This is a genomic window from Streptomyces sp. NPDC026659 (assembly GCF_040638245.1).
GTDB lineage: Bacteria > Actinomycetota > Actinomycetes > Streptomycetales > Streptomycetaceae > Streptomyces.
Map to the genome: position 1 here is coordinate 278,801 of NZ_JBEZXY010000001.1, position 20,440 is coordinate 299,240.

At 72.4% G+C, this 20,440-nt stretch carries 21 protein-coding genes, 1 tRNA gene and 2 pseudogenes; 14 read left to right on the forward strand and 10 right to left on the reverse strand.

Translation table 11 applies throughout. The features are described 5' to 3' along the window. Positions 1–33 precede the first annotated feature (33 nt). Positions 34–1,345: pseudogene (locus tag AB0E91_RS01325) on the forward strand (phosphoketolase family protein). A 144-nt stretch (positions 1,346–1,489) separates the two neighbouring features. Here AB0E91_RS01325 and AB0E91_RS01330 read toward each other — a convergent pair. Next, a complete protein-coding gene (locus AB0E91_RS01330; protein ID WP_361773358.1) occupies positions 1,490–1,894 on the reverse strand; it encodes an STAS domain-containing protein in 405 nt (134 codons plus the stop codon). Between the two features lie 277 nt (positions 1,895–2,171). Here AB0E91_RS01330 and AB0E91_RS01335 point away from each other — a divergent pair, with 277 nt between their 5' ends. Both AB0E91_RS01335 and AB0E91_RS01340 read left to right on the forward strand, forming a co-directional pair. Then, a complete protein-coding gene (locus tag AB0E91_RS01335; protein ID WP_361773361.1) occupies positions 2,172–3,299 on the forward strand; it encodes a zinc-dependent alcohol dehydrogenase family protein in 1,128 nt (375 codons plus the stop codon). A gap of 65 nt (positions 3,300–3,364) precedes the next feature. After that, a complete protein-coding gene (locus AB0E91_RS01340) occupies positions 3,365–4,072 on the forward strand; it encodes a pyridoxamine 5'-phosphate oxidase family protein (RefSeq protein ID WP_361773363.1) in 708 nt (235 codons plus the stop codon). Here AB0E91_RS01340 and AB0E91_RS01345 read toward each other — a convergent pair. Further along, on the reverse strand, positions 4,062–4,550 hold the full coding sequence (locus AB0E91_RS01345) for a pyridoxamine 5'-phosphate oxidase family protein (protein WP_361773366.1): 489 nt from the start codon (positions 4,548–4,550) through the stop codon (positions 4,062–4,064). The two genes, AB0E91_RS01340 and AB0E91_RS01345, sit on opposite strands and share 11 nt — an antisense overlap. A 332-nt stretch (positions 4,551–4,882) precedes the next feature. Between AB0E91_RS01345 and AB0E91_RS01350 the strand changes: the two genes are divergently transcribed. Beyond that, on the forward strand, positions 4,883–6,601 hold the full coding sequence (locus AB0E91_RS01350; RefSeq protein WP_361773368.1) for a GAF domain-containing sensor histidine kinase: 1,719 nt from the start codon (positions 4,883–4,885) through the stop codon (positions 6,599–6,601). A 27-nt stretch (positions 6,602–6,628) separates the two neighbouring features. Here the strand turns inward: AB0E91_RS01350 and AB0E91_RS01355 are convergent, their stop codons facing one another. Then, complete coding sequence (locus AB0E91_RS01355; RefSeq protein ID WP_361773371.1) at positions 6,629–7,219, reverse strand: rhodanese-like domain-containing protein; 591 nt, start codon at positions 7,217–7,219, stop codon at positions 6,629–6,631. Between the two features lie 87 nt (positions 7,220–7,306). Further along, positions 7,307–7,960, reverse strand: coding sequence for an NAD(P)-binding domain-containing protein (locus AB0E91_RS01360; RefSeq protein ID WP_361773374.1), 654 nt, complete (start codon positions 7,958–7,960; stop codon positions 7,307–7,309). A 67-nt stretch (positions 7,961–8,027) separates the two neighbouring features. On the opposite strand from AB0E91_RS01360, the gene AB0E91_RS01365 reads away from it, so the two are divergent. From AB0E91_RS01365 to AB0E91_RS01375, 3 genes are all read left to right on the forward strand, one after another. Next, on the forward strand, positions 8,028–8,396 hold the full coding sequence (locus tag AB0E91_RS01365) for a helix-turn-helix domain-containing protein (protein ID WP_361773377.1): 369 nt from the start codon (positions 8,028–8,030) through the stop codon (positions 8,394–8,396). A 9-nt stretch (positions 8,397–8,405) separates the two neighbouring features. Beyond that, positions 8,406–9,416: a hypothetical protein gene (locus AB0E91_RS01370; RefSeq protein WP_361773380.1), complete on the forward strand. Its 1,011-nt coding sequence runs from the start codon at positions 8,406–8,408 to the stop codon at positions 9,414–9,416. A gap of 100 nt (positions 9,417–9,516) precedes the next feature. Continuing rightward, a complete protein-coding gene (locus AB0E91_RS01375; RefSeq protein ID WP_361773383.1) occupies positions 9,517–10,809 on the forward strand; it encodes a GAF domain-containing SpoIIE family protein phosphatase in 1,293 nt (430 codons plus the stop codon). 36 nt (positions 10,810–10,845) lie between these two features. Here the strand turns inward: AB0E91_RS01375 and AB0E91_RS01380 are convergent, their stop codons facing one another. The 4 genes from AB0E91_RS01380 to AB0E91_RS01395 form a co-directional block, all read right to left on the reverse strand. Further along, positions 10,846–11,343: a hypothetical protein gene (locus AB0E91_RS01380; protein WP_361773386.1), complete on the reverse strand. Its 498-nt coding sequence runs from the start codon at positions 11,341–11,343 to the stop codon at positions 10,846–10,848. Positions 11,344–11,399: 56 nt separating this feature from the next. Continuing rightward, positions 11,400–11,984: a hypothetical protein gene (locus tag AB0E91_RS01385; protein WP_361773389.1), complete on the reverse strand. Its 585-nt coding sequence runs from the start codon at positions 11,982–11,984 to the stop codon at positions 11,400–11,402. A 262-nt stretch (positions 11,985–12,246) separates the two neighbouring features. After that, a complete protein-coding gene (locus tag AB0E91_RS01390; protein WP_361773392.1) occupies positions 12,247–12,522 on the reverse strand; it encodes a hypothetical protein in 276 nt (91 codons plus the stop codon). Positions 12,523–12,762: 240 nt separating this feature from the next. Next, entirely contained in the window at positions 12,763–13,203 is a 441-nt protein-coding gene (locus AB0E91_RS01395) for an ATP-binding protein (protein WP_361773395.1), read from the reverse strand. A gap of 236 nt (positions 13,204–13,439) precedes the next feature. Here AB0E91_RS01395 and AB0E91_RS01400 point away from each other — a divergent pair, with 236 nt between their 5' ends. From AB0E91_RS01400 to AB0E91_RS01410, 3 genes are read left to right on the forward strand one after another with little or no spacing between them, the layout of a single operon-like run. Beyond that, entirely contained in the window at positions 13,440–14,315 is an 876-nt protein-coding gene (locus AB0E91_RS01400) for a helix-turn-helix transcriptional regulator (RefSeq protein WP_361773397.1), read from the forward strand. Next, positions 14,312–14,563 (forward strand): DUF397 domain-containing protein, encoded by a 252-nt coding sequence (locus AB0E91_RS01405; protein ID WP_361773400.1) that lies wholly within the window; start codon positions 14,312–14,314, stop codon positions 14,561–14,563. Before AB0E91_RS01400 ends, AB0E91_RS01405 begins: the two co-directional genes overlap by 4 nt. 51 nt (positions 14,564–14,614) lie before the next feature. Next, complete coding sequence (locus AB0E91_RS01410; RefSeq protein ID WP_361773403.1) at positions 14,615–15,421, forward strand: SAM-dependent methyltransferase; 807 nt, start codon at positions 14,615–14,617, stop codon at positions 15,419–15,421. Between the two features lie 77 nt (positions 15,422–15,498). Here the strand turns inward: AB0E91_RS01410 and AB0E91_RS01415 are convergent, their stop codons facing one another. After that, entirely contained in the window at positions 15,499–16,899 is a 1,401-nt protein-coding gene (locus tag AB0E91_RS01415) for an NAD(P)/FAD-dependent oxidoreductase (RefSeq protein WP_361773406.1), read from the reverse strand. A 263-nt stretch (positions 16,900–17,162) separates the two neighbouring features. On the opposite strand from AB0E91_RS01415, the gene AB0E91_RS01420 reads away from it, so the two are divergent. Beyond that, complete coding sequence (locus tag AB0E91_RS01420; RefSeq protein WP_361773409.1) at positions 17,163–17,381, forward strand: hypothetical protein; 219 nt, start codon at positions 17,163–17,165, stop codon at positions 17,379–17,381. A 51-nt stretch (positions 17,382–17,432) separates the two neighbouring features. After that, positions 17,433–17,900, forward strand: a pseudogene (locus AB0E91_RS01425) (lamin tail domain-containing protein); the annotation flags it as partial. A gap of 627 nt (positions 17,901–18,527) precedes the next feature. Here AB0E91_RS01425 and AB0E91_RS01430 read toward each other — a convergent pair. Beyond that, positions 18,528–18,601 (reverse strand) — tRNA-Pro (locus AB0E91_RS01430). 217 nt (positions 18,602–18,818) lie between these two features. Between AB0E91_RS01430 and AB0E91_RS01435 the strand changes: the two genes are divergently transcribed. Together AB0E91_RS01435 and AB0E91_RS01440 are read left to right on the forward strand one after the other, a co-directional pair. Continuing rightward, entirely contained in the window at positions 18,819–19,469 is a 651-nt protein-coding gene (locus AB0E91_RS01435) for a transketolase (protein WP_361775095.1), read from the forward strand. 51 nt (positions 19,470–19,520) lie between these two features. Then, on the forward strand, positions 19,521–20,435 hold the full coding sequence (locus AB0E91_RS01440; protein WP_361773412.1) for a transketolase: 915 nt from the start codon (positions 19,521–19,523) through the stop codon (positions 20,433–20,435). Positions 20,436–20,440 lie beyond the last annotated feature (5 nt).

Genomic DNA, 20,440 nt, shown 5'->3' on the forward strand with positions numbered 1-20,440 from the left:
CGAGGCAACGACCGTCGACCCTGTGGAGTTTCCATGACCGACACCGCCGAACGCGCGCTCACCAACGAGGAGTTGGACACGCTCCTGGCCCACTGGCGGGCCGCGAACTACCTCTCGGCGGGCCAGATCCATCTGATGGCCAACCCCCTGCTGACCGAGCCGCTGCGCCCGGAGCACATCAAGCCCCGGCTGCTCGGGCACTGGGGCACCACGCCCGGCCTGAACCTGGTGTACACGCACCTCAACCGGGTGATCCGGGAGCGCGGGATCGACGCGCTGTGCGTATGGGGGCCGGGGCGCGGCGGCCCTGCGGTCCTCGCGAACTCGTGGCTGGAGGGGAGTTACGCGGAGGTCTACCCGGACGTGAGCCGGGACGGGGAGGGCATGGAGCGGCTGTTCCGGCAGTTCTCCTTCCCCGGCGGAGTGCCCAGTCATGTGGCGCCGGAGACGCCGGGCTCGATCCACGAGGGCGGTGAGCTGGGCTATTCACTCGCGCACGCCTACGGTGCCGCCTTCGACAACCCGGATCTGCTGGTCGTGTGCGTGATCGGGGACGGCGAGGCGGAGACCGGTCCGCTGGCCGCGTCCTGGCACTCCGACAAGTTCCTCGACCCGGTGCACGACGGCGCGGTCCTGCCGATCCTCCACCTCAACGGCTACAAGATCGCCAACCCGACGGTCCTCTCCCGGCTCCCGCAGGCCGAACTCGACGCGCTGCTGCGGGGATACGGCCACGAGCCGCTGTACGTGTCGGGCGACGACCCCGCCGAGGTGCACCACGCGATGGCGGCGGCCTTCGACGAGGCGCTGGACCGGATCAAGCTGATGCAGGACAGCGCGCGCGAGGACGGCGTCACCGAGCGGGCGCACTGGCCGATGATCGTGCTGCGCACCCCGAAGGGCTGGACCGGTCCGGCCGAGGTCGATGGACTGGCGTGGCAGGCCGAGGTGCTGCCCGTGGACGAACACCTGGACCGGCACGGCCGGGTTCTGGAGGTGCTGTCCGAACACCTCGTGGACACTCGATGGTCAACCAGCACATCAAGTGGCTCAGGATCTCGCGGGAGCGGGCAAGCAGCCCTGTTTCGACTGGCTGTCGCTGGAGGAGGCCCGGGTGCACTGCGCGCGCGGGGCCGGGATCTGGGAGTGGGCCGGGACCGGCAACGGCGGCGACCCCGATGTCGTACTCGCCTGCGCGGGGGACGTACCGACCCAAGAGGTGCTGGCGGCGGCCCAGTTGCTGCGTCGCCACCTTCCGGAGCTGGCGCGCGCCCGGCACCACGACTGGATCCGCGTCCACGGCACCGATCTGCCGGAGGTCGCGGAGTGGAGCTGGGACGGCTGAGCGGCAGGGGAAGGGGGGCCGGGATCACCCGGCCCCCCTTCGGCCTTCGGCGGAAGCATCAGTCGTGGTCGGCCCGGCGCAGCAGCCGGTAACCCCGGCCCCGCCACCGGCACAGCCAGTGCCGCAGCCGTCGTCCGGCGCTCATCAGGCGGCCCCCTCGCCCGGTGCGCCCGCCGGGACCAGCGCCTCCACCACGGGGGCGGGCAGTCCCGGCTGCACGTCGAAGGCGCCGCCGAGCCCGGTGGTGCGCAGCAGCCGCAGGAACTCCTGGCTGTCCGCGACCAGCCGCAGCCTGCCCCGACGGGCCCGGGCGCGGTTGCGGGTCCGGCACAGCACACCGAGACCGGTGCAGTCGATGAACTCCACGGGCCGCAGGTCCAGCACCAGGTCGGGGTGCGGACGCGAGGTCAGGGCGTCGAGCCGGGCCGCCAGCCCGGGCGCGGTCAGCAGGTCTATCTCGCCACGCAGGGCCACGACGGTGGCGGGGCGCACCCGCGCTCCCTCTCCGCCGGACCGGTGTTCCTCGGGCTTCGTGTGGTTCTCGGACATACGACGAGCGAACCGGATGCACCGGTCCGGGCGGAAGGGCTGTTCGGCCCCTGATCTCCGTCCGTCCGGGGAAGCTCCGGGGAGGCACGGAAGCAGGCGTTCCGCGGCCGCCGTGTCGCCGCCCGCCCGGCATCCCGTACGCGCAGGCCGGGCCCCGTACAGCCACCCCCGTGGGCCGGACGGCCCAAGCGCGCCGGCCCGTCTCGCGCGAAGGTGGAAGGGCGGGGCCGTCTCCCGGCACCCGCGCACCGGGCGACGACGGTGAGGAGCGAGTGGCATGAAGGGCTATGTCTTCGAGGGGCCGGGCCACGCGTCCTGGCAGGACGTGCCGGACCCCGCGATCAAGGAGCCGACCGACGCGATCGTGAAGGTCGGCGTGGTCACCATCTGCGGCACCGACCTGCACATTCTCAAGGGTGACGTGCCCGAGGTGCGCCCCGGTACGGTCCTCGGGCACGAGGCCGTCGGGGAGGTCGTCGACATCGGCGGCGACGTGCGCACCGTACGGCCCGGCGACCGCGTGCTGATGTCCTGCATCACCTCGTGCGGCCACTGCCGCTTCTGCCGCGAGAGCCGCTACGGCCAGTGCCAGGGCGGGGGCGGCTGGGTGCTGGGCCATCTGATCGACGGCACGCAGGCCGAGTACGTCCGTGTCCCGTACGCCGACCTCTCGGTCCACCCGCTGCCCGCGACCGTGCGCGGCGAGGACGCCGTGCTGCTCGCGGACATCTTCCCCACCTCCTACGAGGTCGGCGTCCTCAACGGGCAGGTGCGCCCGGGCGACACCGTCGTGATCGTCGGCGCCGGTCCCATCGGGCTCGCGGCGATCGTCACCGCGCGGCTGTTCAGCCCCGAGCGGATCATCGTCGTCGACCTGGCCCGGTCCCGCCTGGACGCGGCCCGGCGGCTCGGCGCCGACGCGGTCGTCCTGGCCGACGAGGACCCCGCCCAGCTCGTGGACGACCTCACCGGCGGCCTCGGCGCGGACGTGGCCCTGGAGGCGGTCGGCGTGCCGGAGAGCTTCGAGCTGTGCACCCGGCTCGTACGGCCCGGCGGCCATGTCGCCAACATCGGCGTCCACGGCGCCCCCGCCACCCTGCACCTGGAGGACCTGTGGAGCAGGGACGTGACGATCACGACCGGCCTGGTCGACACGTACTCCACCCCGACCCTGCTGCGGATGACGGCGGCCGGCGGCCTGCCGACCGGCGAGCTGGTCACCCACACCTTCCCGCTGGACGACATGGAGGAGGCGTACGACGTCTTCGCGCACGCCGCCGAGACGGCCGCGCTGAAGGTGGTACTCGGCGCGGAGCGGTACGAGGTGGTCCCCACGGAATCGACGGACTCCACGGACTCCACGGGCTCCACGGGGCCCACGGGGTCCAGTGGCTCCACGGGCTGAGCCGGGCCCGAGAGCCCCGCGACGGCCACCGCACACACACGACCAGGCGAGAGCAGGTGACGGACGTGACCGAGCCGACCGGACGGACGACCACACCCCCGGACACGGCGGCCGACACGGCGGCCGTGCCCGGGACGCCCCGGGGTGATCTGGGCCGCCGCCTCGCGGCCCGGCGCGCGCAGCTCGGGCTGACACGGGAGGCGGCGGCGGAGCGCGCGGGCATGGCGCCCGGCTATCTCCGCTATCTGGAGGCCCATCCCGAGGCCGCGCCGGGCGCCGAGGTGCTGCTCAGGCTGGCCGACGCGCTGGAGACGACGGTGCCCGACCTGACCGGCGGCACCGTCGACCAGCCACCGGGCCCCGGGCAGGCGGCGCGCGGTGCCCGGTTCGAGTCGATCGGCACCGAGGAGTGCCGGGCCCTGCTCGGCGACCACGGGGTGGGCCGCCTCGCGGTCGTCCCGGACGACGGCCCCGTGGTCGTGCCCGTGAACTACACCGTGGTGGACAACACGATCGTCTTCCGGACCGCCGCCGGGGCGACGCCCTCCCTCGCGGACGGCGAGCGGGTGGCCTTCGAGGTGGACCGGATCGACGACGCCTTCAGCCGGGGCTGGAGCGTGCTGGTCCGGGGCGACGCCCGGATCGTGACCGACCCCGGCGAACGGGACGAACTGGTCGCGCGCGCGTACTCCGGGCCCTGGGCGGGCGGGACGCGGGACGTGTGGGTACGCCTCGATCCGGACGCGGTGACGGGTCGGCGCATCACGGCGTGAACGGGTCTCCCGTCGGCTCCTCCCGCTCCTCCAGGTCGTCCAGCAGCACCCCCGTGACCAGACCCGGCCGGATGCGCACCGCGTAGTCCATCCCGTGCTGCGGCGCCCACGGCACGAGCAGCGCCCGGATGCGCGCGAGTTCCGCCGGGTCGGTCACCAGACGGGCGTACCCGGTGACCACCACGCTCCAGCCGAGGTGGGTCACCGGGTCGATGGCGTCGGCCTCGTAGGCGACGACCACACCGCCCCCGCCGTCCCGCAGCGCCTGCGAGGTGAGCGCGGCGCCCTCGTGGGTGCGGATGACGACGTCGCCGCCGTCGAGCACGTGGTTGACCGGGCGGACGGTGGGCAGCGCGTCCTGTGTAAAAACGATTCTGCCGAGGGACACGCTGCCCAGCAGCCGCAGTGCCTCGGCCCGGTCGAGGTCGACACGATGGCGCGCCGGGCGCTGGTCGCACGGCACTGGTTGCTTCTTCATGGGCACGGCTCTCCGGTCGGCCGTCGGCGCCCGGCGGAAGTGGGGCGGCGCCTCGTGGGCGGAGCGGCACCGCGGGGGACCGGTGCCACTCCTGGGTCCACTGTGGTCCACCGCCCACCGCCCTTCCAGTGCCGTTCGGCCCTAGGTTGACGGGCCGGACGATCCTCCCCTCCCCCACCTGGCGGAGGCCGGGAGCCCTGTCGCACGCGTGCTTCGGCGCGGGGGCGCCGGGTGGCCCGTTCCGCGTACCGGGGCCCATCGGGGACCGATACGGTGGAGACGACGACCTGGACGGTGCCGGGTTCGCGCGCCGAGGGACGTGGAGGAACGTGGTGGCAAGCTCCAAGGAGCCCCGCGTGCTGCTGCCGCAACTGAAGCTCGACGAGCTGCTGGAGGAGCTGCAGGCCCGGATCGACGCGGCCAGGGGCACCCGGGACCGCGTGCACAGCCTGCTGGAGGCGGTGCTCAGCGTCGGGCGCGAACTCGACCTGGAGCAGGCGCTGCACTCCATCGTGGAGGCGGCGGCCGTCCTGGTAGACGCCGAGTACGCGGCACTCGGCGTCATCAGCCCCGACGGCCGTACGCTCTCCGCCTTCCACACCGTCGGCGTCTCCGACGAGAAGATCACCGAGATCGGCCCCTATCCGCAGGGCCACGGCATCCTCGGCGAGCTGATCCGGCACCCCGAGCCGCTGCGCCTGTCGAAGATCTCCGAGCACCCGGCGTCGTACGGCTTCCCGCCCAACCACCCCCCGATGCGGAGCTTCCTCGGGGTGCCGATCCGGGTCCGCGACCAGGTCTTCGGCAATCTGTACCTCACCGAGAAGCGGGGCGGGGCGGAGTTCGACGAGGAGGACGAGTCGGTCCTGTCCACGCTGGCCGTCGCGGCCGGGGTGGCCATCGACAACGCCCGGCTGTACGAGGACTCCCGGCAGCGGGAACGCTGGCTGCTGGCGAACGCGGAGATCACCCACCGGCTGATGCTCGGCAGCGAGCGCGCCGAGGCGCTCGACCTGATCGCGGAGCGCGCCCGGGACATCACGGGGTCGGCCCTTGCCGCCGTCGCCATGCCGGTGGAGGACACCGTCTCGCTCACCGTGGAGATCGCGGTGGGCGCGGGCGCGGAGGCGCACCGGGGTCTGGTCCAGCCGCTCGACGAGGGTCTGATGGGGCTCGCGTACTCCTCGGCCGAGCCGGTGACCAGCGACGACATCACGCGGGACGACCGGATAGACGCCGACCCGCAGCGGTTCAGGGGGCTCGGTCCCGCCGTGGCCGTGCCCATCGGCACCGGCGAGGGCGGGATGCGCGGTGTGGTGCTCCTGGCACGCGAGGCGGGGGCGTCGCTGTTCTCCGGCAAGGAGACCGAGCTGCTCCAGGGCTTCGCCGGGCAGGCCGCGCTCGCGATGGAACTGGCCGAACGCCGTCAGGACGCGCAGCAGCTCGCGGTGCTCGAGGACCGCGACCGGATCGCGCGCGACCTGCACGACCTGGCGATCCAGCGGCTGTTCGCGACCGGGATGACCCTGCAGAGCGCGGGCCGTTTCATCGAGCACCCGAAGGCGGCCGAGCGGGTGCTGCGCGCGGTGGACGACCTGGACGAGACCATCAAGATCATCCGCTCGACCATCTTCGGGCTGCGCACCCGCGACGGCGCGACCGGCAGCGGCCTGCGGTCCCGGGTCGTACGGGTGGCCGGCGAGGCGGCCCCCGTGCTCGGTTTCGCGCCCGGGGTGCGCATGGAGGGGCTGATCGACACCGAGGTACCGCCGGAGATCGCCGACGACGTGGTGGCCGTCCTCTCCGAGGCCCTCACCAACATCGCCCGGCACGCCCGCGCCGACCGCGCCGACGTGCTGCTCACGACCGACGGCCGCGAGGTCCGGCTGCGGATCGCGGACAACGGCGTCGGCGTCCCGTCCGGCGGCCGCCGCAGCGGACTGCGCAACATGGCCGAACGGGCGGAGCGGTCGGCCGGACGGCTGGAGACGACGACTCCGGAGGGCGGCGGGACCGTACTGGACTGGCGGGTGCCGCTCCCCGTCGCCTGAGGCTCGGACCTCGGCGTTGCTTGAGGCTCAGACCTCTGCGCGCAGCGCGGCCAGGGCCGTGTCGAGGTCGGCGGTGCGGGGGCGGTTGTACGGCAGCTTGCCCAGGACGACGGCCATGCCGCAGGTGTTGGTGAGCGCGGAGAAGACGAGCCCGCCGGCGATCGCGGCCGACAGCAGCTGGAAGGCGGGGTGCACGAGCCACCCGAGCACCAGGCCAAGGAGCACCAGCGCACCGGCCGTGAAGCGGACCTGCCGTTCCATCCCCCACACCGCCTTGGCCCCGGCGGCGGGCGGCGTGGTCAGTTCGTATCCCCGCGCGGCCCAGGCGCCGGTCCCGCCCTCCAGGGTCGCGGTCACGATCCCCTGCTCCGCCAGCAGCCGGGCGGCACTCTCCGCCCGCGCCCCTGAGGCACACACCACGAGCACGTCCCCGCGCCGCGCGGCCTGTTCGATGTCGGGGAGCGCCCGCCGCACCTGGTCCAACGGGATGTTCAGGGCCCCGGGCAGATGCCCGGAGCCGTACTCGCCCGCCGTACGCACGTCGATCACGATGAACTCGTCCAGCCGCGCACGGACCTGATCGGTGCCGAGAACGACCGGGGTGGGGAAATTGGCCATGGCCGGAATGTACGGTACGGCCGACGCGAAAGCGCCCTGCGGCGGGTTCGGCTTCACGGAGCGTTCACGCCGGCGAACCTTCCGGCGTCATCCCTCCACACCCGCCGCATACGTCAGCGGCGGCGCGATCGCCTGGGCGTCCGCCCCCTCCCCCACCCACAGTCCGATGAACAGCGCCGCCGTTGCCTCCAGCAGCCCGGACCGGTCGAGCCCTCCGGCGGGGAGCGGCGTACAGCCGACGTCCCGTACGAGGGTGTGGACGAGGGCGAGGGCGGCCGGGTCGTCGCCGCAGACCGGGACGGCGAGCGGGCGGCCGTCGAAGACGGGCGGGGTCATGCGCCACACGTCCTCGTGGCAGAGGTTGAACGCCTTGACGACCCGGGCACCCGGCGCGGCGCGGGCCAGCCGTCGCGCGGCCGAGGGGCCGTCGCCGGTCAGCAGCCGGAAGCCGGGCGGCCCGACCGGGTTGGAGCAGTCGAGCAGCACCCTGCCATCGAGGACGGTACGCAGCTCCCGCGCGACCTCCTCCCCCGCGCCGTAGGGCAGCGCGGCGAGGACCACCTCTCCCGCCCCGGCCGCCCCGGCCGGGTCTCCGTGCCGTACACCGTCCCCGAGGCGCTCCGCGAGTCGCCGCGCGCGGCCCGCGTCCCGTCCGCCCACCGTCACCTCATGGCCCGCCCGCACCCAGTGCGTGGCGAGCGCGTCCGCCATGTTGCCCGTGCCCAGCACACCGATCCGCACCGAACTACCCCTTTCCGTAAGCGAGTTGGGTGCCACGCTAGAGGTGTCGTCGGGCACCATTCGGTACGTGACGACCGAACCCTTCCTCGCGGACTGCCGCGCCCGTCTCGCCTTCGACCTGCTGTCGAACACCTGGAACGCGGTGGTGCTCCGGGCCCTGCGCGAAGGCCCCCTGCGCCCCCGCGAACTGCGCGGCCGCATCGGCGGGATCAGCCCCAAGGTCCTCACCGAGACACTGCGGCGACTGCGGCGACTGCGGTTCAACGGCCTGGTGGAACGACAGGCGTACGCCGAGGCACCGCCCCGCGTGGAGTACCGGCTCACACCCCTGGGCCGCACCCTCCTGACACCCCTCGACACCATCGGCGCCTGGGCCTTCGAGCACGGGGACGAGGTGATGGAGGCGCAGGCACGGGCTGTCGGTGACACCCCCTAGGGTCGCGGCATGACACGAACCACGCCGCCACGCCCGTTGGACGTAGAGGCGCTCTTTCCCGAGCTGGCGGCCCACCGGGGCACCACGACCCGGCTCCACCCGCGTCCGGGCGCGCCGGCCGCCGGGGACAGCTCCGTCGGCGGTCCCCTGCTGTGGCCGGCCGACGAGCCCTGGCCGGTGTGCACCGAGCCGCACTCGCACGCGCGCGGAAGGCGCCCGGCGGACATCCACCGGGAGCGCGCGACGCTGCACGCCGCGTGGCGCGGTGACCCGGAGCACGGGCCCACGGACGAGGACCGGCGGATCGTGGACGAGGCGCGGCAGCGCCACCGCGCGCCGGACGAGGCCGCGACCGCTCCGCTCCCCCTGATCGCCCTCGCCCAGCTGTACCGCCGGGACATACCCGATCTGCCGCCCGGGCCGGACGGCCGCGATCTGCTCCAGGTGTTCTGGTGCCCCTTCGACGCACACGGCCCCACCGGTCACGGCATGCTGCTCGACCTGCGCTGGCGACGGTCGAGTGAGGTCACCGAGGCGCTGACGGCACCGCCGCGGCCGTACGTCGTCGGTTTCGACGGTTACGTGCCCGAGCCGTGCGTGCTGTACCCGGAGCAGGTGACCACCTATCCGTTCGCCGGTCTGCTGCCCAAGGAGTTGTGCGCCCGGATCGACGCGTGGGACGGGGCCCGGAGGAGGAAGACCGAAGCGGCGCCCGCGCGTTACCAGTACGACCTCTCCATCCCGCCCGGCTGGCGCGTCGGCGGCCACGCCTCCTGGCACACCACCGACCCCGCCGAGATGGACTGCCCGTCCTGCGCGGCCCCGATGCGTCTGCTCCTGACCGTCGACAGCTCGGAGTGGGACGGCGGCAGCGGCAGCTGGCGTCCGCTGGAGGACCGCGGGCTGCCCACGCACGAGTACGCGGGGCCGACCGAGGTCGTCGTCGGCCGCTGGGGCGAACTCAACGTCTTCGCCTGCCCCGTCGACCCGGCCCACCCCCACCGGTGGAGCATCCAGTGACGGCCAACTGAGGCGACCCGGGGGCCGCGTCACCCCCGATGAGGGGTTTCCTCCCGGCTCGGGCGGAACGAATCCACCCGAACCGGGTAGGGGGGAAGCCATGGACAGCTTCGAGGTGGACGCGGCACTGCAGGAGGCGCTCGACCGCCTCACCCTGTTGAACCAGACCGGTGCCGTCCTGGCGAGCACCCTGGACGCGGTCGAGGGGCTGCGCCGGGTCTGCCGGGTCCTCGTCCCCGCGCTGGCCGACTGGAGCGTCGCCGACGTCATGGACGAGGCGGGCAGGCTGGAGCGGGTGTGCGTCACCCACCACGACCCGAACATCCCGCTCACGGGGCTCACCGGCGTCCTGCCCGCCGTGCGGGAGGACTCCGGCGGCCCCTGGGCGCGGGTGCTGCGCGGCGCGGGCGCGCTGCTGCTGTCCCCCGAGGAGTTCGCCCCCGAGAACACCCCGAGCGACCCCCTGCACGCGCTCAACTCGGCCCTGTTCCGGCGCATGGGCGGGGCGTCCGGCGTCGTGGCGCCGCTGCGCGCCCGGCGTCGTATCCTCGGCGCGCTGGCCCTGGGCCGCGGCCCGGAACGGCCGCCGCTGGGCGAGGAGGACCTGGATCTCGTGGAGGGGCTCGCCCACCGCGCCGCGCTGTACGTCGACAACGCGCGCCTGCACGCGGAGGTGCAGAACATCGCCGAGCGGTTGCAGCGCTCCCTGCTGCCCACCCTGCCGGTGGTGGGCGGCCTCAGGATCGCCGCGCGCTACTCCCCCGCCACCTCCACCGCGCAGATCGGCGGGGACTGGTACGACTGTTTCGTGCTGCCCGGCGGCGACACCGCCCTGATCATCGGTGATGTGACGGGCCACGACCTCCAGGCCGCGGTGACGATGAGCCAGATCCGCAACATGCTCCGGGGCATCGCCTGCGACCGCCAGGAGCCGCCGGGACACATCCTGCGGCGCCTGGACCTCGCCATCGCCGCCCTGAACCCCCACCAGACGGCGACCTGTGTGTACGCCCTGCTCAAGGGCCCCGGCGACGACGGCCACTACACCCTGGACTGGACCCGGGCCGGACATCTGCCCCCGCTGCTGGTGACCGCCGGCGGCGACACGCGGTATCTGGAGGACGCCCACGGGATGGTGCTGGGTGTCACCCCCGAGGCCCGGCGGACGAGCGCCACGAGCGTCCTGCCGCCCGGGAGCACCCTGCTGCTCTACACGGACGGTCTGGTGGAGCGGCGCGGCGAGCCCCTCGACCACAGCCTCACCCGGCTCCGTCAGCACGCGGCGGCCCTGGTCGACCAGAGCCTGGACGTGATGTGCGACGAGCTGATGGCGGGGATGGGTCCGCACGGCAGCGACGACGTCGCGCTGATCGCCCTCCGCCTGCCGGAGTGAGGCGGAGGGCGATCGGCGGGCCGCGCGGACGGGCCGTCAGGCGTGCAGCAGCTTGTTGAAGAAGGTGCGGTACTGCTGGAGTGCCATCCGCAGCCCCTCCGTCTCGACCTCCTGGCCCCGGCTCCACCGGGACTCCAGTTCCTTCTTGTGGTCGGCGAAGGTCTCGGCCAGGGACTGGATGACCTCGGCCACCAGCGTGTCGGCCGAGTGGACGGCGTCCTTCGGGTCGTCCACGAAGGTGCCCTGGATGCGCGTCCAGCGCTCGCGGTAGTCCTCCGCCTCCTTGGGCTCGATCAGCGGCTCCGCCTCCGGCTCGGGCGACCGCTCGGGTGTCCGCTCGGCCGTCCCCTCGGCCTGCCCGCCGGGCGCCTGCTCCTCTGCCGTCCCCCGCTCGCCCGGCACGGCGGTGCCCTCGCCGGGATAGGCGGGCGGCGACTCCGGCGCGGCGCGCCGCTCGGGATGCGCCAGGTCCTCGGTGGTCAGTCCGGTGTCGGCGGCGTCGGTGTCGGTGTGGGTGTGGGTGTGGTGCGACATGGCGAGTTCCCTTTCTTGTCCTACGGCGTACGGCCGGCCCGTCCTACGGCGTACGGTCAGGCCGCGTGCGGCGATCCCCCGCGCCGGTGCGTGTCACCCGTGCCGCCCGTGCCGCCGAGCAGTTCCTGGAACAGCGCGCGGTAGTGCACCATGGCGCCGCGCAGCTCCTCGGTGGTCGCCTCGCCGTTCTCGTTGCGCCGGCTGATGTCGTGGGCGGCGCGGTACTGCTCCAGGGTGTGCGCGTGTTCCACGGAGAGGTCCTTGAGCCGCTGCTCGAACCCTTCCGTCGGATAGCCGCGGTCCCGCATCAGCTGGGTGACCAGCCGGTCGGCGTCCGTGACGCTGCGGTCCGGGTGGTCCACGAATTCCTGCTGGGCCCTGTTCCAGTCCTCGGCGTACCGTTCGCGGGCGCCCGGGGGCAGTTCGCGGATGTCGAGATCCCGGTGCCGCCTCTCCCGGGAGTGCAGCTCGCGCTCGGCCGACAGCCTGCCGTCCCCGGAGCGTACGGCCCTGTCGTACTCGGGCCCGAAGCGCTCGCGCAGCCTGCGGCGCCGTACCACGAAGAAGGCGACCAAGGTGATCAGCGCCAGGATGACCACGATGGGGACGATGATGGCGATCAGCGTTTCGGTGCTGGACATGGGACCTCCCCATGAGTCCGTCGACGAGTCCGGTCCGGTGACGGGGTTGCTCGTTCTCCCTGCGACTGCCCCCGGCCCGCTCGCACACACCTGCGGGCGGCGGGGGTGTGATTGCGCCGGGTCCGTCCGGGTACGCGGGCCGCGACGGGGCTCCGCCCCTCGGCCACAGCGGGAGGCTCTCATGCGGCGACGGCATTCCCCCGAGAACCCGGCAGGCGTTCCGCGCGCGCGTTCCGGGCTGGTCGACTGGTCGCGAAGGTCCTCAGCTCCTGAGCACCGCGGTGAGGGCCGCGAAGACGGTGACCAGGGACGCGAAGGGCACCATCACGAGCCGCACCAGGTCCACCACGCGCGTGAGGCGGCACCGCCGGCAGCCCGGACGGGGCACAAACGGCGGCGGTCCACCGTCGCACACGTGCTCCGTGAGCGGGAGCGCGTGGCACCAGGGGCAGTTGTCGTCACCGCCGTCGAGCCGGAACCAGTACACCGCGCCGGGCGGTCGGCGGTCGCTTCCGTGTCCGTGCGCGCCGTCCCTCATGTCTCACACAACGGCAAGGCCCTGGGGAGAGGTTGCGGTCCCTGTCGGCCGCACGGTCGTTCTGCATATGCCTGAACGACGCGAGTACGCCCCTAACGAGGCCACTGGTCGCGGTACTCGATGTGGATCTCGCGGGCGACGTCGAGGAATTGCCGCGCGGTCTCCCGGAAGACCTTATGACCCGCTTTCGGCGACACACGGACGCAGATGCCGGGCGGACCCCACGCGGACCGTCCCCCGTCAGACCCGCAGCGTCGCCCACACCGCGTTCCCCCCGGTCAGCCGCGACCGGTCCACCCCCCAGGCGTCGGCCAGTTGTCCGACCAGCAGCAGCCCCCGTCCGCTCTCGTCGTCGAGCCCCGGCTCGCACCGGTCCAGTCCCCGGCCGGAGTAGTCGTGGTCGTGCACCTCGACGCGGAGACATCCCGCGGAGACCATCCCGAGACCACACAGGATGCGCACGCTCGGTGTGTGCCGGACGGCGTTGGTGGCCAGTTCGGAGACGAGCAGCACGGCGTCCGCGCACAGCTCTTCGGACAGCCCCCAGCCCTCGATCCGCGTCCGCACACAGCGGCGGGCGACCCGGACGCTGGAGCGGTGCGAGGGTAATTCGATCCAGTGCGCCTGGTCCGGGTCGGCGACGTCCAACAGGTCGGGGGAGGAAGTCGTGTGGGGGGACACGGTGGTTGCCTTCCGTCGGACGGACTCGGTCGACAGAGGGCAATGTGATCAACTTGCCTTCGGGGACGCGACGTTGACCGTGAACGAGACTGCGATTCACTCAAATAACTATGCTCGCATCGGAGTTCACCCTGCAACCGGCTCCCTGATAATTTCAGAAAGCCGGGTATCCCTCTGGTTGCATCATCAAGTGCCTGTCACACTCGTGTCGGTGACAGAGCGTCAGGAGGATGGACGTGAGTGAAGGGCGTGCGAACGCGGGTGGCACCAGTGCGCCCACCGTCCTGCGCATGATCCTGGGCCGACAGCTCCAGAAGCGGCGCCAGGAAGCGGGCGTGTCACTGGAGGACGCCGCGCGGGCGCTCAGGGTCACGCCGCTGACCATCCGCCGCCTGGAGAAGGCGGACGTCGCGCTCAAGCCCCTCTACGTCGAGAAACTGCTGGAGACGTACGGCGCCGACACGAACGAGATCGCCGAGTTCGTCGCCTTCGCCGACCGCGCCAACGAGCCCGGCTGGTGGCACACCTACCGCGACGTGCTGCCCAGCTGGTTCAGCGCGTACGTCAGCCTGGAGACCGGCGCGAGAACCCTGCGCACCTACGAACCGCACTACGTCACGGGCCTGCTGCAGACCCACCGCTACGCACGCGCCGTACTCTCCGGCGGCTTCCCGAACGACAACGACGAGGACCTCGAGCGCCGCGTCGGGCTCCGGCTGCGCCGCCAGGCCCTGCTGGAGAAGGCCGACGCGCCCACCCTCTGGGTCGTCATGGAGGAGGCCGTACTGCACCGGGTGGTCGGCGGCGCCGAGGTGATGCGCGAGCAGGTGGACCGGCTCCTGGAGGTCTCGGAGCTGGAGCACGTCAGCGTCGACATCGTGCCGTTCACCGCCGGGGCCCATGTGGGCGCGTGCGCCCCGTTCACCTACTTCCGCTTCGAGGAGCCCGAGCTTCCGGACGTCGTCTACAGCGAGATCCTCTCCGGTGCGATGTACCTCGACCAGCGTGCCGAGGTCGTCGCCCATCTGGAGGCGCACAACCGCATGTCCCTGCTGACCTCCGACACGCAGAGCAGGGCGCTCCTGAACCGCATGCGCAAGGAGTACTCATGACCACCAGCGACGGCAGTTTCTACAACGGCATGCCCGCGTCGGACCTCGGTGAGCAGGGCTGGGAGTCTCCCTGGAGCGGCCCCAACGGAGGTCAGTGCGTGCAGACGAAGCAGCTCGCGGACGGCCGGGTCGCGCTGCGGCAGTCGACCGATCCCGCGGGACCCGCCCTCATCTACACCCCCGAGGAGATCACCGCGTTCGTCGCGGGGGTCAAGCGGGGCATGGCCGACCACCTGACCACCGGCTGACTTCTCCCCCCACGCACACGCACACCCCGGCACTCATCGAGAAGGAAGAGGATGACCAACTCACACGCGGCGCGGGACATCGACACCAGCAGGCCCCACTCTGCCCGCATGTACGACTACTACCTCGGCGGCAAGGACCACTTCGAGGTCGACAAGCAGGCAGCCGAGAACGTGGCGTCCGTCTACCCGGGCATCTTCACCTGCGCCCGCGAGAACCGCGCCTTCATGCACCGCGCCACCCGTGTCCTGGCCCAGGAGCACGGCATCCGGCAGTGGCTCGACATCGGCACCGGCATCCCCACCGAGCCCAACCTGCACCAGGTCGCCCAGTCCGTGGTCCCCGACGCCCGGGTGGCGTACGCCGACAACGACCCGCTCGTCCTGAAGTACGCCGAGCGTCTGATGCGCAGCACGGCGGAGGGCCGTACCACCTACATCGAGGCGGACGTCAACGACCCGCAGTCGCTCCTCGACGCCCCCGAGCTGGCGGAGGTGCTGGACTTCGACCGCCCGATCGCCCTGTCCCTCAACGCCCTGATGCACTTCGTGCCGGACGCCCGGGACCCGTACGGCATCGTCGGCCGCCTCCTGGACGTGCTGCCCGTCGGCAGCGCGCTGGCGCTGAGCCACTGCACGCCCGACTTCGACCCGGAGACCTGGCAGAAGGTCACCGACATCTACAACAACGCCGGAACGCCGGTGCAGTTCCGCTCCCGCGAGGCGGTGGCCCGCTTCTTCGACGGCCTGGAACTCCTCGACCCCGGCATCACCGTCGGCCACCGCTGGCGCCCCGACACGGAGCCCACGGACACCGACGCGGAGGTCAGCCTGTGGACCGGGGTGGGCATCAAGCGGTAGCGCGTGCGGGGCGTCCGGCGGCGAAGGCACCCACGCCCTCGGGTGGGAGCAGGTGCCCGCGTCGGCCGTGGAAAGGGTCAGGAGCCTCCGGTTCCCTGCCCCTCGATCCTCCCGGCGGACTCCGCCTGCCCCACCTCCGCCCGCACCTGGTCCGGCGTGAGATAGGCGTGGTCGTGCTCCAAGTCCCGGAGCCGGGGCGGACGTCCGCGCTGGAAGCCGGTGCGGACGAAATCGTCGCCCGCGACGGCGTTGAGGAGCCAGTTGACCAGAACGCGGACCTTGGCGACGTTGGTGCGCAGCGCCGACCAGTGATAACCGCGGGCGACGATCTGGGCGAGGATTCCCCGCAGTTCGATGCCGAGCGGCCGTGAGACGGCGTCCTTGCCGCCGAGGTCGACGACGAGGCCCAGGTCCTTGTGGACGTACGGCTTGAGCGGCTCGCCGCGCAGTGCGGCGATGACGTTCTCCGCGACCACCTTGCCCTGCCGCATGGCATGTTGAGCGGTGGGCGGGCAGATCGCGTCGCCGCCCTTGGCGAGGTCCGGCACGGCGGCGGCGTCACCGAGGGCGAACATGCCGTCCTGGCCGGGCACGGTCATCTCGGCGGTCGTCCTGAGCCGCCCCCGGATCTTCTCCGCGTCGAAGGTGTCGATCAGCGGACTGCCGACCACACCGGCCGTCCAGATCAGCGTGTACGTCGGGATGACCCTGCCGTCGGTGAAGGTCACCTCGTCCTCCGTGACCTTCGCGACCGACACGCCCAGCGAGACGTCGACACCTCTGCGGCGCAGGATCGTCATCGCCTGCCGCCCGAGCCGGTCGCCGAGTTCGGGCATGAGCTTGGGGGCGATGTCGACCAGGTGCCAGCGGATCAGGCCCGGATCGAGGCGGGGGTAGCGCTCCACGGCGGCGTGGGTGAGGCGTTGCAGACAGGCCGCCGTCTCGGTGCCCGCGTAGCCGCCGCCCACGACGACGAACTGGAGCCGCGCGGCACGTTCGGCGGGGTCGTCGCTGGCGTCCGCGAGGTCGAGCTGGGAGATGACGTGGTCGCGGATGTACGCGGCCTCCGCGAGGGTCTTCATTCCGACGGCGTACTCGGTGAGGCCGGGGATGTCGAAGGTGCGGGTCACGCTGCCCGGGGTGAGCACGATGTAGTCGTAGGACTCGTTGAGGACCCGGCCGGTGAGGGTGCGCACCACGCACACCTTCGCCTCGGGGTCCACGCCGATCGCCCGGCCCGGGACGATGCGGGTGCGGTACTTCCTGCTCCGCCGCAGCGAGATCGCGATCGACTGGGGGGTGAGGACGCCGGAGGCCACCTGGGGCAGCAGCGGGAGGTAGAGCTGGTACGAGTACGGCGTCACGAGGGTGACGTCCGCCTCGCCCCGGTCCAGTGCGCGCTCCAGACGGCGGACACAACCGACTCCGGCGAAGCCCGCCCCCACCACCAGGATTCTGGGTCGAGACACGGAGACCACCCCTTTCCACGGGTCAGGCGGCTCGAACCGTGCACAGGCACGGGAGCGCGGCCGACACATTGATCCCAACACGTCAGGAATGAGCGCGCGACCGGTGTGCGTGGGGCGGGAGGGCCTGGCCGCTCACGGGACACCCGCGCACCGCCTCCGCCGGCTCACTCACGATCACGCGTCTCGGGGTTGTTCGTATTTTCTTGTTACGCACCGAAGAGACACCGAAGAGACTTCGGCGCGAGGTGGCGGACGGCCCGATGGAGCCCACCGTGGCCGAAAACAGCCCCCATGGCCATGATCAGGGGATGGGTGTACACGCCCGCGAACTGGTCGTTGCCGCCTGCCGAGTTGATTGGACGCTACAAGCGACCGTCACGGAAATATCCAGATACCGCAACACGAAACGGCGCATACGCTTTCAAGCCGGGCGAAAGGGCAAGCTGTGGGTCCTCGGCATCGGCCGGGATCCGCACACCGTCCGCTCCTGACCTGTTCACGCTGGTCAGGGGTGGGCTCGTACCCCAAGGGGAGCACTGTTGATGTCTTCTCGTTCGATCTCCCGCATCGCGGCCGCGTCTCTCGTCGCCGGCGCCGCGCTCGGTGCGGCCACGCTGCCGGCCTCCGCCCAGACCAGCCCCCATCAGGCAGCCCCGTACCGCTCGGGTGTGGTGATCAGCGGTGTGCAGTACGACTCCCCCGGCTTCGACAACGGCTCCAACCGCTCTCTGAACCAGGAGTGGATCGACGTCACCAACACCTCCCGACGCAGCGTGAATCTGAGCGGCTGGACCCTGTCGAGCGAGGACGGCCACGCCTACACCTTCCGCCACTACCGGCTCGGCGGCCGCTCCACCGTCCGCGTCCACACGGGCATCGGCCGTGACACCTACCGCGACGTCTACCAGGACCGCCGCGACTACGTCTGGGACAACCGCTCCGACACCGCCACCCTCCGCAACGACCGCGGCCGGTTCGTCGACGACACCTCCTGGGGTGGCCGCCACCACACGTGGAACGGCTGGCACTTGGGTGACCTCGGTGGCCGCCACAACGATGACCGCGGCTGGTCGCACCGCGGTGGCGGCCTCGGCGGAGCCCACCGCCCCGGCGGGCAGCAGGGCCACCCGGGCCACCCGGGTCAGCCGGGCCACCCGGGTCAGCCCGGTCAGGGCGGCGGCCAGCACCACGGCGGCGGCCGGAACGGCCAGAACGGCGGCCAGCACCAGGGCGGCCAGACCGGCCAGGGTGGCAACCAGAGCCAGGGCGGCCAGACCGGCCAGGGTGGCAACCAGAGCCAGGGCGGCCAGGCTGGTCAGAACGGCCAGGGCGGCCAGGGCGGCAGCCAGGGCCAGGCCGGTCAAGGTGGTCAGACCGGCCAGGGCGGCGGGCAGCACCAGGGCGGCCAGAACGGTCAGAACGGTCAGGGCGGCGGCCAGAACGGCCACCACTGACCCGTGTCCCGCGTGACCGTGAAGCCGGTCACCGGGCGAGTTCCACTCGGCGGCGCGCAGCGGCTCACCCAGCCGCTGCGCGCCGCTCCGCGTGATCCGGCGGTCCCCAACCGGTCCCCGGGAACAGCGAAGGGCCGGTTTCGGATTTCTCCGAAACCGGCCCTGAACTGCGACTCTCACGAGTCGGGACGACAGGATTTGAACCTGCGACCCCTTGACCCCCAGTCAAGTGCGCTACCAAGCTGCGCCACGTCCCGATGCCGTTTGACCTGGGGTTTCCCCGGTCGCAACGTGCAGGGAAACAATACCGCACTCGGGTCGGTGGTCGCGCATCCGTAAACGGTTGACCTCAAGCCTGGTCGAGGTTGCACGATCGGCGGTATGACGATCACCGCGAACGACCACCGTCCCGACCATCGTCCCGAGGACCACTCCGGCGAGGCCTCGCACACCTACGCCGACCTGGGCAGACTGATGGGGCTCATGACCGGCGACGAGAAGCACGGACCGGCCGCCACCTCCACGCTGGACGTGCTGTGGGTGCTCTACGACCGGGTGCTGCGGGTCACGCCGGAGCGGCAGGACGACCCGGGCCGCGACCGGTTCCTGCTGAGCAAGGGGCACGGGCCGATGGCGTACTACGCCGTCCTCGCCGCGAAGGGCTTCGTCCCCGTGGACTGGCTGCCCGGTTTCGGCGGCTACGACTCGCCGCTCGGCCACCACCCCGACCGGGTGCTGGTGCCGGGCGCCGAGATCGGCAGCGGGTCGCTCGGGCACGGGCTGCCGATCGGCGTCGGGACCGCGCTCGGGCTGCGCGCCCAGGGGCTGCACGACCCGGCCGTGTGGGTGCTGATCGGGGACGCCGAGCTGGACGAGGGCAGCAACCACGAGGCCATCGCCTTCTCCGGGCCCGCCGGTCTCGACCGGCTGCACACGATCGTCGTGGACAACTCCTCCGCCAGCCACGCGCGCCCCGGCGGGATCGCCGCCCGCTTCGAGGCGGCCGGCTGGTCCGCCGTGACCGTGGACGGGCGGGACCACGAGGCCCTGTACGCCGCCTTCACCGCCCCGCATCCCGGCCGCCCCCATGTGGTCGTGGCCCGTGTCGAGCCGAAGTACGCCTGATCCGCACCTCCTCCCTCACTCCCGCGCACATCAGTGGAAAGGCCCTTCCTCATGGAGACCATGCGTGACCGGCTCGCCCCCGTCGCCCTCCGGCTGCTGGAGGAGAACCCGCGTGTCGCGGTCGTTCTCGCCGAGATCGGCAGGGACGGCTTCGCCGAGGCCCTGCGCACGCACCCGGACCGCGTGATCAACGTCGGCATCCGCGAGCAGCTCCTGATCGGCGCCGCCGCCGGACTCGCGCTCACCGGGCTCCGGCCGATCGTGCACACCTTCGCCAGCTTCCTCGTGGAGCGCCCCTTCGAGCAGGTCAAGCTGGACCTGGGCCACCAGAACGCCGGGGCGGTGCTCGTCAGCGCGGCCGCCTCCTTCGACTGGCCGGCCGGGGGCGTGACCCACATGGCGCCGGGCGACATCGCCCTCCTCGACACCCTGGACGGCTGGACCATGCATGTGCCCGGCCACCCCGACGAGGCGGAGACCCTGCTGCGCCACGCGGTCGCCGCGGGTGACGACAAGGTGTACGTCCGTCTCTCCCTCCAGGCCAACCGTGAGGCGCTGCCCGTCGACGGGGAGCACTTCCTCACGGTGCGCGAGGGGCGCGCCGGGGTCGTGATCGCGGTGGGCCCGATGCTGGACGCCGTCCTCGCGGCGACGGAGGGCCTGGACGTGACCGTGCTCTACGCCACGACCGTGCGGCCCTTCGACGCCGCAGGGCTGCGTCGGGCGACCGGGTCCGGGGCGGCCCGTCCGGACGTGGTCCTCGTGGAGCCGTACCTCGCCGGGACCTCGACGGGGGCCGCCGGCGAGGCCCTGGCGGACGCACCGCACCGGGTGCTCGGCCTCGGCGTGGCCCGCCGCGAGCTACGGCGGTACGGCACGCTCGAGGAGCATGTGGCCGCGCACGGGCTGGACGCGCGGAGCCTGCGGGAGCGGATCGGCGCGTTCGTGGCGCCCGCCCGGGTGTGAGGAGC